The following is a 15,795-nucleotide window of genomic DNA, read 5'->3' as shown; positions in this document are numbered from 1 at the left end:
GATGAGGCTCCAATGTACCCCGATACCGTGTTTTCGCTCGCCAGCAGCACCGCCATGCTGGGCTGGCTGCTGCTCATTCTTGCACCGCGATGGGAAGCCCTCATCCGCTTCATCCGCTTCGGCCTGATCGGCGCGCTGTCGCTCACCTATGCCGTGCTGATCTTCGTCTATTTCTTCCGCGTCGAGGGCGGCGGCTTTGGCTCGATCGCGGAAGTCAGGGCACTCTTCATGGACGATCCGGTGCTCGTCGCCGGCTGGGTACATTACCTCGCCTTCGATCTCTTCATCGGCACCTGGATCGCCGTCGAGGCCGACAAGCGCGGCTGGAACCAGCTGCTGCAGGCGCCGATCCTCGTCGCTACCTTCATGTTCGGCCCTGTTGGCCTTCTGGTTTTCTACATCACCCGCGCAACGGACGCGTCACTCACCGCCCGAAAGGTCTGACACATGACCATGCTCTTCAATGACAGTGTTGCAATCGCCCCGACGCCGGATCTCGCTGCTGCCGAACAAAGAACCCGACGCCTGCTGATCGTTGGGATCGGACTGCAACTGGCGCTTGCCATCCCCAGCCTGATCACCCTCTTCATCGACGAGCGCCTGCTCAACGACATCAGCGTCTGGAGCAAGCCGCTGAAATTCCAGGCCTCTCTCGCCCTGATGCTCGGCACCCTGCTTCTGCTCTTGCCGCTCATCGAACCGAGGACACGGGCCGGTCGCGGCGTCTGGCTGGCGAGCCTTACTGCCGTCATCACGGCGAGCGGCGAAATTCTCTACATAACCCTGCAAGCCGCGCGTGGTCGGGCCTCACATTTCAACGATGGCACGCCCCTCGAAGCGATGGCCTATAGCGCCATGGGGGCTGGTGCCGCCCTTCTGGTGCTGTCGAGCCTCGTCATCGGCGTTTACATCCTGCTGCGGCCGCGCCCGAATGCACCGATCGCCTTGCGCCTTGGCGGCGGCTGGGGCCTCGTGCTCGGCAGCGTAGCGACACTCTTCACCGCCTTTGCGCTCGGCAGCGGCGAAATCGGCGGGCCGGGCCACTGGGTCGGCGGCGTCAGAACCGACCTCGGCGGGCTGCCGCTGTTCGGCTGGTCGCGCAGCGGCGGCGATCTGCGCGTGCCGCATTTCTTCGCCACTCACATCATGCAGGCGCTGCCGCTTCTCGGCCTCGGTCTCGACAGGCTCGCGCCCAGCCTTGCCAGACCCGGCATACTGGTCGGCGCACTCGTCTCGATCGGGGTCGTCGTCGCCACCTTCGTCCAGGCTGTTCAGGGGCAGCCCTTCCTCTGACGGCAAATTCCGGGCGCGTTGCGACGGGCGATGTTTTTGGCCTGTCGCGACCTGTCAAACAGGTCTAGGAATTTGGACCCGCCGCGGCACCGACTCACCGACCCCTCGCCGTGGCCTGCAGGCCCATCATGCATGATATCCGCCCTCTCATTCCCCTCCTCATCACCGCCGGCATCCTGATCGGCGGCAACGGGCTGCAGGGCACCTTCATCGCGCTGCGCGGCATCGAGGAAGGTTTCAGCACCTCGGTCATCGGTATGGTCGGCACGGGCTATTTCCTCGGCTTCGTGATCGGCTGCGTCTACATCACCAAGGTCATGCGGGCGATCGGCCATATCCGCGCCTTCTCGGCGCTCGCCGCCATCGCATCTGCCGCCTCAATCATGATGGTGCTGGTGATCGACCCGATCTCCTGGTTCCTGATGCGCCTCGTGCAGGGCATCTGCTTTGCCGGCCTGTTTGCCGTCGTCGAAAGCTGGCTCAACGCCCGCGTCACCAATGCCACCCGGGCACGCACGCTCTCCGTCTACCGCTTCGTCGATCTCGGCTCGGTGACGGCAGCGCAGTACATGATCCCGCTCTTCGGGGTCTCCGGCTTCGATCTCTTTGCCATCATCGCCATGGCGCTCTCGCTATCCCTCGTGCCGATCTCGTTTGCCGACAAGTCGAGCCCCGCGCCGCCGAAGGACGTCAAGTTCGACATCAAGGTCTTGTGGTCCGTCTCGCCGCTCGCGACCGTCGGCTGCATCGTCATCGGGCTCACAAATTCGAGCTTCCGCTCGCTCGGGCCGATCTATGCCGATGGCATCGGCATGTCGGTGACGGCGATCGCGACCTTCATGAGCATCGGCATCTTTGCCGGCATCGTGCTGCAATATCCGCTTGGCCATTACTCCGACAAACTGGACCGTCGCGTCATCATTCTTGTCTCGACGATCGGCGCGCTGCTTGCCTCGGTCTTCCTCGCCTTTCTGGCAGGCGATGGGGAGCTTGCGAACTTCATCGGCATTTTCGGCTTCGGGGCCTTTGCCCTGCCGCTTTATTCGCTGTGTTCGGCGCATGCCAATGACCATGCGGCACCGGGTCAGCATGCGCTGGTCTCGGCAGGAACCCTGTTCTTCTGGTCGATCGGCGCAGTCGTCGGCCCGCTGATCGCCTCCTTCCTGATGGAGGTCTTCGGGCCGCATGCGCTGTTTGCCTATGTGATCGTCGTATTGACCTTCTTTGCCGCCTATACACTCGCTCGCATCCGGGCGCGCGATGCCGTGCCGACTGAAAAGCGGCGCATGCGTTTCCGCAGCCTGCTGCGCACCTCGACATTCTTCAGCAAGCTTGCCACGCCGCCAAACGAGAAGGATGGCGGCTGAGACAGGATAGCCTTGCCTGCGACAGCATGGCCGGATGACGCTATTGCTGATCGATCATCTCAACTTTAAAAAACGGGACGACCAGCGAGGGTTTCGACCGTGATCTTTGTTCCCGCCGCACCCTTCTTAAATCTGCCGCCGTGCTCAGCGCCTACGGCACCGGCCTTGCGGTGATGCCGCGTCTTAGCCAGGCGTTGGCCGCCACCGACCCCGTCGAGGTCGAGGCGCTGACGGGCGATGTGCTGCTCGACGGCAAGCAGGCGACGCGTGGGGTGATGCGTTATGCGCTCTCTGGACAGACATCGACAGATCCCTCGCCACCCATCCTGCGCGCCAGACGCGGCGAAGCCTTCAAGGCGCGGCTGATCAACCGGCTCGACGAGCCGACGACTATCCACTGGCACGGCATCCGCCTGCCGAACGACCAGGACGGCGTGCCCTTCGTCACCCAGCCTTACGTCTATACCGGCGACCGCTTCGATTACGCCTTTTCGCCGCCGGATGCCGGCACCTTCTGGTATCACCCGCATTGCAACACGCTGACGCAGATGGGTCGCGGGCTTGCTGGCGTGCTGGTGGTCGAGGATGACAGGGACCCAGTCTTCGATGGCGAGGTGGTGCTGAATCTCCGAGATTTCCGGCTCGGCGGCGACAGCCAGTTCATCGAGCAGTTCAAGCCGCGCGATGCGGCGAAGACCGGGACCTTCGGCACGCTCAGGACCGCCAACTGGCAACCCGAACCGGTTTATGAAGTTCCGGCCGGCGGCCTTATCCGTGTCCGCATTCTCGCGGCGGATGTGACCCGCATCTACAATCTCAAGCTCGCCGGCGCCAAGGCGCAGATCATCGCTATCGACGGACATCCGGTGCCGGAACGTTTGACGCTCGACATGGCCGTCGTCTCGCCCGGCCAGCGACTGGATCTCGCTGTTCGTATCGCCGACAGCGAAGGTGCGGAGATGGTGCTGGAGGACATCAGGCCCTCGACGCCGAAGGTGGTGGCGCGGCTGCGCGCCGTCGGCTCATCGCTGAAACGCAATCTCGGCGATCTCGGGCCGCTTGCTGAAAAAGCGGGCGTGGACGCCGATCTCTCAAACGCGACGGAAATCCCGCTGCTTCTCAGCGCCACGGCCGAAAGTGCGGCCCGCGATTCGATCTGCGGCTCGATCGGCTATTCTTTCTGGGCGATCAACAAGGTGCCCTACCCGGGCGACACGCCCGATCCGACCGCGCCAATTGCGGAACTCAAGCTGGGCCGGACCTATCTGCTCAATGTCGAGAACGTCACGCCGCATGCGCATCCGATCCATCTGCATGGCATGAACTTCAAAGCGATCTCTTCGAACAAGCGAGAAGTCCAGCCGCTCGTCTCGGATACCTACCTTGTGCTGCCGGACGAAAAGGTCCAGCTTGCGCTGGTGGCCGACAATCCGGGTGATTGGGTGTTTCATTGCCACATCATCGAACACCAGAAGACCGGCATGACCGGCTATTTCAAAGTGACATGACATGAGCCTTGCCGAGACGATGCGGATCCACGAGCCTTATCCCGGGCTCTTCGCCTATTATGACGGGCGCATCCTCGGCAAACGTCTGCATTCGGAAAGGCCGAACTGGCTCGATGATGGCGCCTACAGTCTCGGCGTTGCAAGCTATGCGATCGTTTCGGGGAAAGAGGCGCTCGTCTATGACACGCATATCTCCTTCGAGCATGCGCGCGCGATCCGCAGCCATCTTTCCAGCCTTGGCGTCACGAGCATCCGTGTTGTGCTCAGCCACTGGCATACGGATCATGTCGCGGGCAATGCGGGCTTCATCGACTGCCCGATCATCTCGAACAAGCTGACGCGCAACACGCTGATCGAAAAGCGCAAGGTGCTTGCGGAGAAGGATCCGCCGATCAACCCCGTGGTCATGCCGACGGAGACCTTCGAGGGCGAGACGGTGCTTCAGGTCGGCGACATTACCGTAAAGCTGATGCAGTTCAACATTCACAGCGCCGACGGCACCGTTCTTCTCTTGCCGCATCTCGGCGTGCTGCTGGCCGGTGACACGCTGGAAGATACCGTCACCTATATCTCGGAGCCCGATAACACCGCCTTCCACATCGCCGAGCTCGACCGGCTGGCCGGTCTCGAGTTCTCCCGCATTCTGCCCAATCACGGCGACGAGCAGATAATCGCGTCCGGCGGTTATCCGCCGTCGCTGGTGACCGCCACGCGCGACTATCTCGCGCGGCTTCTCTCCCGGCTGGGTGAACCCGATCTCGAAAACCAGAGCCTGAAGGACTTCGTCGCGCCCGAACTCGCCGCCGGTACGCTCACCTACTTTGCGCCCTACGAAGCCGTCCATAGACAGAACATCGCGGCGCTCAGGGGCGCCAAACCCGACGAATAAGGGGGACATCCGCCCGGGATCGCCCTCTGCCGGCTGCTTTCCAAGTCGTTCATATTGACAAGGAAGGCCAGAAGGGAAACTAAGGTTGATCCTGTAGTTTCCATGACCGAGCCGAAATGATCGATACCACTGCTGCGCTCGAAGAGGCTTGCCGCCTCCTCGCCCAATCCGATTTCATCACGATCGACACGGAATTTCTCCGCGAAACGACCTTCTGGCCGGAACTTTGCCTCATCCAGATGGCGAGCCCGGAGCATGAATACATTGTCGATCCCATGGCCAAAGGGCTCGACCTCAAGCCCTTCTTCGAGCTGATGGCCAATTCTGCCGTCGTGAAGGTCTTCCATGCGGCCCGGCAGGACATCGAAATCATCTTCCATCTCGGCGATCTTCTGCCGCATCCGATCTTCGATACGCAGGTTGCGGCCATGGTCTGCGGCTTCGGTGATTCTGTCTCCTACGACCAGCTCGTGCAGAAGGTGAAGAACGTCCATATCGACAAGACCTCGCGCTTCACCGACTGGAGTCGCCGCCCGCTGTCCGAAAAGCAGCTCGATTATGCGCTCGCCGATGTCACCCATCTGCGCGACGTTTATCTGAAGCTGAAGGGTCAGCTGGAAGCGGAAGGTCGGGCGGAATGGCTGACCGAGGAAATGGCGATCCTCGAATCCCGCGAAACCTATGACCTGCCGCCGGAACATGCCTGGCAGCGGCTGAAGATGCGGCTGCGCAAGCCGACCGAACTCGCCGTCATGCAATATGTCGCCGCCTGGCGTGAGCGCGAGGCGCGCGCCCGCAACGTGCCGCGCTCGCGTGTGCTGAAGGACGATGCGATCTATGAGATCGCCCAGCAGCAGCCGAAGGACGTGGAGGCGCTCGGACGCCTTCGTACCATCCCGAAAGGCTGGGAACGCTCGTCTTCAGGCGCCGCCATCATCGAGCAGGTGAATACGGCCCTTGCACTGCCAAAGTCGGAAATGCCGCATCTGCAGCGCCACGCCCATGCGCCCGAAGGCACGCAATCGGCCGTCGAACTTTTGAAGGTTCTGCTGCGCCTCACCTCGGAAAAGCATGGAGTTGCCTCCAAGGTCATCGCCAACAGCGATGATCTGGAAAAAATTGCGGCCGAAGGCGAAAAGGCCGAAGTGGCAGCCCTCCAGGGCTGGCGCAAGGAGCTGTTCGGCGATCTCGCCCTGAAGCTGATCTCCGGCGGTGTCGGCCTGCGCTTCGTCGACAAGCGCGTCGAAGCGGTGGAGTTCTGATCCGTGACGGCGCTTAGGCTGCGCCGTGCGACCGAGGCCGATATCCCGTTCATCATGGAGACCGAGCGCAAGCCGGGCTATGACCAGTTCATCGGGCGCTACAGTCTGGACGAACACAGGGCGCATCTGGCGGACCCGGCATTTGCGTATCTGATCGGCGAGAATGCCGGGGGTTCTGCGCTGGGCTTCGTCATCCAGATGGATCTCAACCGGCGCGACGGCAATGCCTGTGTCAAGCGCATCGCGGTGTCGAGTCCGGAAAAGGGTGTCGGCAGACCGCTACTCGCCGGTGCCGTGGACTTCGCCTTTCTCGAAACCAATGCCCATCGCCTCTGGCTCGACGTGGTGAGCGGCAACTTGAGAGCGCAGACCGTCTATCGCAAAGTCGGCTTCATCCAGGAAGGCGTACTGCGGGAGGCAGCGCTTCTGCCGGATGGCAGCCGCTCAGATTTCCTCCTGATGTCCATCCTCCGCCCCGAATGGGCGGCGCGGCGCGGCTGAGGGCACCCCATGGAACTTCCAGCCCCTCTCCGCTCCGCCGTCGACCAGATGCTCCAGGGCGAACCGCTGGAACGGCTCGCCAAGGCGAGCGCCATTCTCTCGGATCGCTATCGGCGCGAAGTGCGTGACGGGCGGTTTCACATTGATGATGCGCTGGCCGCCAAGGCCTATCTCGCGACCCGCCTGCCCGCCACCTTTGCCGCCGTTCGCGCAGCGCTTGCCATGGTCGAGGATGCGGCACCGGACTTTCAGCCGGAGACGCTGATCGATCTTGGCTGCGGCCCCGGCACAGCACTCTGGGCCGCCGCCGATACCTGGGGCAGTCTGGCATCTGCCGAGATGGTGGAAGCGAGCGGGGCGATCCGCAGCGTCGGCGAAAAACTCGCCGCCTCCGGCAGCGTGAAAAGCCACTGGCAGGCCGGTGATGTGACGGCCAAGATCCCGGCGCTTGGGCCAGCCGACCTCGTGACGCTCGCCTATGTCCTGGACGAGCTGCAGCCGGCAACCATCGGAACCGTCACGGAAAAGCTCTGGGATCTGACCAAAGGCATGCTCGTCGTCATCGAGCCTGGCACGCCGGCCGGCTGGCAGCGCATTCTTGCGGTTCGCGACAGACTGCGATCCCTCGGGGCGCATCTCGTGGCGCCCTGCATGCATTCGGAAAACTGTCCGATCGTGGCACCCGACTGGTGCCACTTCTCCCGTCGTGTGGCGCGCTCGCGGGTGCATCGGCTGGCCAAGGGCGCCGAGGTGCCGTGGGAGGACGAGAAATACATCTTCATCGCCGCCTCACGCGAGCCTGTTGCCCTCGTCGGTGACCGGGTGCTGTCTCCGCCGCGCGTCAATGGTGGTGTCGGGCGGGTCAAGCTCTGTCGCACCGATGGCACGGCTGCCGAGTTGACGCTCAGCAAACGCGATGGCGACGCCTTCAAGGAGGTCCGCCGCGCCGACTGGGGCGACCGGCTGGACTTGGGAGATATAGGATGACGCCGCTGACATCCGAGTTTGCCTCTCGCTTTGCTGCGATCGCGCTCGGGCATGTCACCCGCGAATATCCCAATCATATCCTTCATGGGCTCGAAGGGCCTGAGGATGCGAAGACGCCATCCGAGCTTCATCCGGTCTTTTACGGTAGCTACGACTGGCATTCCTGCGTGCATGGCTACTGGATGCTGGCGCGCCTGCTGCGGCTTCATCCCGACATGCCGGAAGCGCCGGCGATCCGTGATCTCTTTTCAACGATGCTGGTGCCCGACAGGATCGCCGGCGAATGTGCCTATTTCGACCGGCCCATGGCGCGCGGCTACGAGCGGCCCTATGGCTGGGGCTGGTTGCTGAAGCTTGCCGCCGAATTGCACGGCCACGAGGACCCGTCCTGGGGCGCAGCGCTGTCGCCGCTGACGGAGCGTATCGTCCAGCGTTTTCGCGACTTCCTGCCGCTTGCCACCTATCCGGTACGGGTGGGCACGCATTACAACACAGCCTTTGCGCTGAGGCTCGCCGCCGACTATGCCGACACCGTCGGAGACGACATCCTCTTCGAACTGCTGCGCGCCACGGCTCTGCGCTGGTACGGAACTGACACCGCATGCCCCGCCTGGGGCGAGCCTTCGGGCGACGACTTCCTGTCACCAGCGTTGATCGAAGCAGAATGCATGCACCGGCTTATGCCGGCGTCCGAGTTCGCCCGCTGGTTCGATGCCTTCCTGCCTGACATCGCAGCCAGCAAGCCGCGCACGTTGTTTGCGCCTGCCGCCGTTTCCGATCGCTCGGATGGGAAGATTGCCCATCTCGATGGCCTGAGCCTCAGTCGCGCGTGGTGCTGGGCCTGTCTGGCGGGCACCCTGCCGGTCACGGACCCGCGCCGACCTGTGATGATCGAGGCCGCGCATGGGCATCTCGAAGCCGGGATCGCGCATGTGGCTGGCGACTATATGGGCGAACACTGGCTGGCGAGTTTTGCGGTCCTGGCGCTTACGGAGACGGAATGATGAGCAGCCTCCATGACACCGCCGACATTAGGGGCCGCGTGCTGGTTTCGGGCTCGGCCGAGGGCGAGGTCTTGTTCACCGATACGGCGCTCAGCTTCTGGGGCGGTGCGGACGCCGTGACCGGCGAGATCATCGACCGGCATCATCCGTTGAGCGGCGAGCGGCTGACGGGCCGCGTGCTGGTACTGCCCACGAGCCGAGGCTCCTGCACCGGCAGCGGCGTCATCCTCGAACTGATCCTCAACGGACAAGGTCCCGCCGCGATCGTGCTCGAAAATCCCGAGGCGATCATCACGCTCGGCGTCATCGTAGCCGAGGAGGTGTTCGGGCGAACGATTCCGGTGATTGCGGTCGGCAAGCAAGCATTCGCCGCATTAAAGACAGCCAAGCGCATCCGGATCAGCGATGCCGTTGCGGGCATCGGTTCGGACATCGCACTGACGGACCAGGACCAGGCCATTCTCGCCGGCGAGCGGGGCGAAGCGGCTGCCGTTGCCATGCGGATCGTGCTCAGGATGGCGGCGCTCGAGGGCGCGACGGAACTTATCGACATCACCCGCGCCCATATCGACGGCTGCATCTATACCGGCCCTGGCGGACTCGCCTTTGCCGAGAAGCTCCGCGATCTCGGCGGTCGCGTCGTGGTGCCGACGACGCTGAATGCGATTTCGGTCGATCACCGGCGCTGGCAGGCGCAGGGTGTCTCGGAAGATCTCGGGCGCCCGGCCTCCGCAGTGGCCGATGCCTATGTGGCGATGGGGGCTCAGCCGACCTTCACCTGCGCGCCCTATCTGCTCGATGACCGGCCCGCGCGCGACGAGCAGATCGTCTGGGCGGAATCGAATGCCGTCGTCTATGCCAATAGCGTGCTTGGCGCCCGGACGATGAAATACCCCGACTATCTCGACATCGCGATTGCGCTGACGGGACGGGCTCCCAAGGCGGGCTGTCATCTGCCGGAGGAGCGCGCCCCGCAGATGAAGGTCACCGTGCCGCCGCTTGAGGGCGTCGATGACAGCCTCTGGCCACTGCTCGGTTATCTGATCGGGACAATCTCGCCCGATGCTATTCCGCTGGTCGAGGGGGTGTCGGGGCATCGCCCTGACACCGATGCCCTCAAGGCCTTCGGGGCAGCGTTTGCCACCACCTCGGCGGCACCGATGTTTCATATCGCCGGCGTCACGCCGGAAGCACTTGATCCCACGGCCTTTGCAGCCCTCAACCTGCCGACGATTGCACTCACCCAGGACGACCTTCAGCGGGCTTGGCGCGAGCTAAACGGCGCGGATGCGGGTGCAGTGCAACTGGTCTCGCTCGGCAATCCGCATTTCTCAGCCACCGAGCTGGCCGCCCTCGCGGCGCTCTGTCGAGGAAAGACCCGTCACCCGAAGGTGCCTCTCGTCGTCACCTGCGGGCGTTCCGAGATGGCCAAGGCGGAAGCGGCGGGCCATGTGGCTGATCTCATCGCCTTCGGCGTCACCCTCGTCAACGACACCTGCTGGTGCATGGTGACCGAGCCGATCATTCCGGTCGATGCCGAGGTCATCATGACCAATTCCGGCAAGTATGCCCATTACGGCCCGGGCCTCACCGGGCGGACCATGCGCTTCGGCAGTCTGGCCGCCTGTGTGGAGACGGCCGTGATCGGGGAAGACCGGGGCCACCTGCCTGCTTGGCTCGGCTAGCCTGTGGGTAACGGGTGACGTCATGGAAACTTCACCCAACGGCAACAGGTGCGACATGAAGGCTCCTTAAGGACAGCGGCGTTTCCTCCCTTCCAACAAGGTGACGCTATGACCAAAGCCCTTTTGACTTCCGCCGCCCTCTTCGTTCTCTTCGTCTCCCAGGCCTCGGCCGAGGAGAAGGTCTTCCCGGCCAAGCTCGTCAATCACGCCATCCTGCCGGCGAACACGATCATCGCAGCCCCTGCCGACGCACCTGATTATCTCAAGACCTCGGGCAAGTTCACCACCGCAGACCGCAAGCGTGCGGATGCGCTCGGCAGCGTCCCTGGCAAGGACGGCGTGCGACCGACAGGTCTTTCGCTGCCCTTCGATGGCCAGCCACTGCAGGGTTTCTCTGGCATCAAGCGCATGGAAGACGGTACGTTCTGGAGCCTGTCCGACAACGGCTTCGGTTCGAAGAACAATTCGAGCGATGCCATGCTGATGCTGCATCAGCTGACCTTCGATTGGGATGCCGGCGCGGTGAATGTCGAGAAGACGCTCTTCCTTTCTGATCCCGAGAAGAAAGCCCCCTTCCCGATCGCGATGGAAGCCTCGGATAAGCGTTACCTGACCGGCGCCGATTTCGACCTCGAATCGATCCAGCCGGTTGCCGATGGTTTCTGGGTCGGCGAAGAATTCGGCCCCTATATGCTGAAGTTTTCGACCGAGGGCGTGCTGACCGACGTCATCGCCACCAAGGCCGGCGAGATCGAGGTGAAGTCGCCCGACAATCCGACGCTCGTCGTGCCCGCCAATCCGGCCGCGAAGATGCCGGTCTTCAACCTCAGACGCTCCGGCGGCTACGAAGGTCTCGCCATCTCCAAGGATGGCTCGAAACTCTATGCCATGCTGGAAGGACCGCTCTACCTCGAAGACGGCTCGGTGGAAAAGGCCGACGGCCTGACGGCCCTGCGCATCATCGAGCTCGATGCTGCCTCCAAGTCCTGGACGGGGAAGACCTGGCTCTATCCGCTGGCTGAAGGCGGCGAGGCGATCGGCGATTTCAACATGATCGACGACACGACGGCGCTCGTCATCGAACGCGACAATGGTGCGGGCGTGGAGACACAAGCCTGTGCCGATCCAAAAGCACCGGCTGCCGACTGCTTTGCCGTTCCGGCCAAGCACAAGCGGATCTACAAGATCGAGATGACGGAAGAAAACGCCGGCAAGGCGGTGCGCAAGATCGGCTACATCGACCTGATGAAGATCGAAGATCCCGACAACAAGAAGCGCCAGGGTGGCGGCGAAGGCTTCTACGACATGCCCTTCGTCACCATCGAAAATGTCGACATCATCGATGCGACCCACATCGTTGTCGGCAATGACAACAACCTGCCCTTCTCGGCGGGCCGCGCGCTCGACAAGGCCGACGACAACGAATTCGTCCTGCTCGAAGTGGGCGATTTCCTCGCCGCAAAATAAGCGCGGTGCCTGAAATGAGGAGAGCGGGCTTCGGCCCGCTCTTTTTTTGCTCTGCTATTTGCTGCGAATTATTCGTACACAAACGCCAGACGCTTGCCGGTCAGCTTGGAGAGCTGCATCAGGCGCCCGTCCAGCCGTTCGCCTGAAAATTCTTCGTAGGACTTGGGTACGACGAATTCGAGGTCGAGTTCGGGATTGTCGGAACGGCGGAAGGTCAGGTTGTTGACGACGCCCGGCATCGAGGCCGAGAAGAGATAGACGACGCGCAGCATGCCGCCGACGAGCTTTGCCCGGTCGAGCAGGCGCTCGGTGGCGATGGCCGCGAGCGGTCCCGTCTGACCGTCGTCATGCAGGCCTTCGAAGCGATAGTAGTTGGTGAGCGCAATGAAGGCGCGGCCCGGATGGGTGATGCCGACGAAGGAGGAGTGGGCAATCACGTTCAGCGCCTGCAGCCCGCGGTAATCGGGATGGGCACGCCAGCTGATATCGGCGAGCAGGCACGCGGCCTGGCGATAGCGGCTTTCCTCTTCAGTCTCTTCGATGTCGAAGAAGGGCATCATTCGGCCCGTCCAGTCGGCCAGTTCGCGCGCATGTTCCGGAGAGCGGGCACGCAGGATCGCCAGTTCGTCGGCGGCCTCGATCAGCGGATCGAGCAACTGTTCTTCATCGAGAAGCAGCGAAAAGAGGTAGCCCTCACGCACACCTTGTGCCGAGAAGCAGACGCTTTTCGGCTGCATGATCTCGATCACTTCGCGCATGGCGACGGCGCCGAAGGGGATCAGGTTACGGCGGCTCTTGGAGATGGTCGACCAGGCCGGATCGCGGCTGTTGGCGCCGGAGATGATCTCCTCCAGGAAGAAGGTAATCTCGTCGCATGGCAGTTCGTAGCCCTGCATCATGTGCAGCGGGTATTTGCGGATTTCCATGTGCAGTTTGGCGATGTTGCGCCAGGTGCCGCCCACGGCATAAAAGGTGCGTCCCTGCCCTTTCTTGAGAAGGGAAACGTCACCCACCAGCTTCCTGGCGAGCGCACGGGCCTTGGGCAAGGAGCCGTCAACGCTTTCCGACAGGCGCAGACCGCCGAGCGGCAGCGTGACACCCTTGCCGAAGCCTTTACCCTTGATATCGATAAGTTCCAGAGATCCGCCGCCAAGGTCGCCGGCTATGCCGTCGGCATCGTGAAAGCCGCTGACAACACCGAGTGCGGAGTATTTTGCCTCTTCCTCGCCGGTCAGCACCTGGATTTCGTGGCCAAGGATTTCTTCGGCACGGCGGATGAAGTCCGGTCCGTTGGAGGCTTCGCGGGCGGCAGCCGTCGCCAGCACATACATGCGCGTCGCCTGAGCCTGATTGGACAGCGCCCGGAAGCGGCGCAGGGCTACGAGCGCCCGTTCGACGCCGTCCTCATCCATCCGGCCGGTCGTGGCGACACCCTTGCCGAGGCCGCAGAGAACCTTTTCGTTGAAGAGCACCGTCGGCGCGCGCGACAGCCCCTCATAGATCACCAGGCGGATCGAGTTGGAGCCGATGTCGACAACGGAGACAGGGGCGATACCGGGAAGGCGCCCCTGCGCTTCAGATCTTGTCATGAGGTACCAGTTTTATCGTTTCCTGCCGGAAATCAGGCCGGCGATCAGTTTCGGTGCGCTTGATTTCAATGCTTCTCCGCGCCCCGAAAGGCTCGGATTGGTCATGAAATAGTGCTGGGCGTTGAAAGGTTCCTCACCCTGTCGCACCTCGATGCGGCGTGACGTTCCATCGGCCAATATCTCGTAGCTCTGTTGATTGTCAATCAGGTTGCCCAGCATGATCTGGGACAGGACCTGCTCATGCACAGTCGGGTTGATGAGCGGCACCAGGGTCTCGACGCGGCGATCGAGATTGCGCGGCATCATGTCGGCGGAGCCGATATAGACCAGCGCCTTTTCCGACGGCAGTCGATGACCATTGCCGAAACAGAAGATCCGGCTGTGCTCGAGGAAGCGACCGACGATCGATTTGACCCGGATGTTGTCCGAGAGACCCGGCACGCGCGGCCGCAGGCAGCAGATGCCCCGGATGACCAGATCGATCTCGACGCCAGCGCCGCTTGCCGCATAAAGCGCATCGATGATCTCGGGGTCGACGAGCGAGTTCATCTTCATCCAGATCTGCGCCGGGCGACCGGCCTTGGCATGCGCGATTTCCTCGTGGATGTGCTTGAGAATGCGCGGACGCAACGTGTAGGGCGAGACGGCAAGCTTCATGCCCTCTTCAGGCTCGCCATAGCCGGTGATGAAGTTGAAGACATTCGCCATGTCGTGGGCAATCTTCGGATTGCAGGTGAAGAAGGAAAGGTCCGTATAGATCTTCGCTGTCACCGGGTGATAGTTGCCCGTGCCCAGATGGCAGTAGGTCCGGAGCTTGCCGTCTTCGCGCCGCACGACCATGGACATCTTGGCGTGGGTCTTCAACTCGATGAAGCCAAAGACGACCTGGACGCCGGCGCGCTCGAGGTCGCGGGCCCAGCGGATATTCGCTTCCTCGTCGAAGCGCGCCTTGAGTTCGACAAGCGCCGTCACCGACTTGCCGGCGTCCGCCGCATCGATCAGGGCGCGGACGATCGGGCTGTCGTTCGAGGTGCGGTAGAGGGTCTGCTTGATCGCGAGAACATCGGGGTCGCGCGCAGCCTGCAGCAGGAACTGCACGACGACATCGAAGCTCTCATAGGGATGATGGACGATCATGTCCTTTTCGCGGATCGCGGCGAGGCAGTCGCCCGCATGTTCGCGGACCCGCTCGGGGAACCGGGCATTATACTGCTCGAAGCGCAGATCGTCGCGGGGTGCCTTGGTGATTTCCGAGATCGTATTCAGCGCAAGCAGGCCGGGGAGAACGGCGACGCGATTGTCAGCGACACCGAGTTCGTGAACGACGAACTGGCGCAGAGCAACCGGCATCTCCGAGTCGACCTCGATGCGGATGACCGAGCCACGGCGGCGGCGCTTGAGCGCAGTCTCGAAGAAGCGAACGAGATCCTCGGCTTCTTCTTCGACTTCGATATCGCTATCTCTGATAATGCGGAAGGTGCCGAAACCTTTCACCTCATAGCCCGGGTAAAGCCGGTTGATGAAGAGGCCGACCACGTCTTCGAGCGTAATGTAACGGATCGTGACACCTTCGTCTGGCAGGCGGATGAAGCGGTCGAGCGTCGGCGGCAAACGCAGCAATGCCGTCATCGGCTCGCCGGTGCGGCTCGAGCAGAGCTGAAGCCCCATCGAGAAGCCGAGGTTCGGGATAAACGGGAATGGATGCGCCGGATCGATCGAAAGCGGGGTGAGAACCGGGAAGATCGCTTCCTCGAAAGTCGTTTCGAGCCAGCCCCTGTCAGCCTCGGATAGCGCCGCCGGGCGGACGATGAGGATTTCCTCCTGAGCGAGATACTGCTGCAGGACTGCCAACGAAGCCTGCTGCTCCATCTGCAGGTTGTCGATTTCCTTCAGGATGTCGTCGAGCTGCTCGGCCGGCGTCTTACCGTCGGGACTCTTGACGACGATGCCCTGCCGCACCTGCCCTTCGAGACCGGCGACGCGGACCATGAAGAACTCGTCCAGGTTCGCCGCAGAGATCGACAGGAAGCGAATACGCTCCAGCAGCGGATGGGCGGTATTGAGGGTTTCCTCGAGGACGCGCCGGTTGAACTGCAGCCAGGAGAATTCGCGATTGATGAAGCGCAGCGGGCTGGTCAGCAGGTCCTCGGCCGGCGCCACCTCCAGACCGGTTTCGCCATCTGTGCCGTGTACTGCGCTGTCCATGATTCGCCCCTTGGTTATCGTTGGTGCCGATTATAACA

The 15,795-nt window shown here is 62.6% G+C and carries 13 protein-coding genes; 11 read left to right on the top strand and 2 right to left on the bottom strand.

Features of this window, described 5'->3' with window-relative positions:
* Positions 1-12 precede the first annotated feature (12 nt).
* The 11 genes from QWE_RS17455 to QWE_RS17405 all read left to right on the top strand — a co-directional run bounded on the left by QWE_RS17455 (position 13) and on the right by QWE_RS17405 (position 11,963).
* A complete protein-coding gene (locus QWE_RS17455) occupies positions 13-444 on the top strand; it encodes an ABA4-like family protein (protein ID WP_006727492.1) in 432 nt (143 codons plus the stop codon).
* A 3-nt stretch (positions 445-447) separates the two neighbouring features.
* The gene (locus QWE_RS17450; protein ID WP_006727491.1) at positions 448-1,293 is read left to right on the top strand and encodes a hypothetical protein; all 846 of its coding nucleotides are present in this window, start codon (positions 448-450) and stop codon (positions 1,291-1,293) included.
* A gap of 128 nt (positions 1,294-1,421) precedes the next feature.
* Positions 1,422-2,660, top strand: coding sequence for an MFS transporter (locus QWE_RS17445; protein ID WP_006727490.1), 1,239 nt, complete (start codon positions 1,422-1,424; stop codon positions 2,658-2,660).
* Positions 2,661-2,800: 140 nt separating this feature from the next.
* Entirely contained in the window at positions 2,801-4,168 is a 1,368-nt protein-coding gene (locus QWE_RS17440) for a multicopper oxidase family protein (RefSeq protein ID WP_006727489.1), read from the top strand.
* Position 4,169: 1 nt separating this feature from the next.
* A complete protein-coding gene (locus QWE_RS17435; RefSeq protein ID WP_006727488.1) occupies positions 4,170-5,057 on the top strand; it encodes an MBL fold metallo-hydrolase in 888 nt (295 codons plus the stop codon).
* A gap of 116 nt (positions 5,058-5,173) precedes the next feature.
* Positions 5,174-6,319 carry a ribonuclease D gene (gene rnd, locus QWE_RS17430; protein WP_006727487.1) on the top strand — a complete coding sequence of 382 codons (1,146 nt, stop codon included), beginning with the start codon at positions 5,174-5,176 and terminating at the stop codon, positions 6,317-6,319.
* Positions 6,320-6,322: 3 nt separating this feature from the next.
* Positions 6,323-6,820, top strand: coding sequence for a GNAT family N-acetyltransferase (locus tag QWE_RS17425; RefSeq protein ID WP_006727486.1), 498 nt, complete (start codon positions 6,323-6,325; stop codon positions 6,818-6,820).
* Between the two features lie 9 nt (positions 6,821-6,829).
* Positions 6,830-7,807: a small ribosomal subunit Rsm22 family protein gene (locus tag QWE_RS17420; RefSeq protein WP_006727485.1), complete on the top strand. Its 978-nt coding sequence runs from the start codon at positions 6,830-6,832 to the stop codon at positions 7,805-7,807.
* On the top strand, positions 7,804-8,811 hold the full coding sequence (locus QWE_RS17415; protein ID WP_006727484.1) for a DUF2891 domain-containing protein: 1,008 nt from the start codon (positions 7,804-7,806) through the stop codon (positions 8,809-8,811). Before QWE_RS17420 ends, QWE_RS17415 begins: the two co-directional genes overlap by 4 nt.
* Positions 8,811-10,496, top strand: coding sequence for a cis-3-hydroxy-L-proline dehydratase (gene lhpI / locus QWE_RS17410; protein ID WP_006727483.1), 1,686 nt, complete (start codon positions 8,811-8,813; stop codon positions 10,494-10,496). The genes QWE_RS17415 and lhpI overlap by 1 nt, the downstream gene beginning before the upstream one ends.
* A 108-nt stretch (positions 10,497-10,604) precedes the next feature.
* The gene (locus QWE_RS17405; RefSeq protein ID WP_006727482.1) at positions 10,605-11,963 is read left to right on the top strand and encodes an esterase-like activity of phytase family protein; all 1,359 of its coding nucleotides are present in this window, start codon (positions 10,605-10,607) and stop codon (positions 11,961-11,963) included.
* Between the two features lie 68 nt (positions 11,964-12,031).
* Here QWE_RS17405 and ppx read toward each other — a convergent pair whose 3' ends face one another.
* Both ppx and QWE_RS17395 read right to left on the bottom strand, forming a co-directional pair.
* Entirely contained in the window at positions 12,032-13,552 is a 1,521-nt protein-coding gene (gene ppx, locus QWE_RS17400) for an exopolyphosphatase (protein WP_006727481.1), read from the bottom strand.
* 12 nt (positions 13,553-13,564) lie between these two features.
* Positions 13,565-15,757, bottom strand: a complete 2,193-nt coding sequence (locus QWE_RS17395; RefSeq protein WP_006727480.1) for an RNA degradosome polyphosphate kinase — start codon at positions 15,755-15,757, stop codon at positions 13,565-13,567.
* Between the last annotated feature and the right edge of the window lie 38 nt (positions 15,758-15,795).

It is taken from the genome of Agrobacterium albertimagni AOL15 (assembly GCF_000300855.1).
Classification (GTDB): Bacteria; Pseudomonadota; Alphaproteobacteria; order Rhizobiales; family Rhizobiaceae; genus Allorhizobium; species Allorhizobium albertimagni.
The sequence above is the reverse complement of the archived record's forward strand: the minus strand, read 5'-3'. Positions and strand labels throughout refer to the sequence as shown.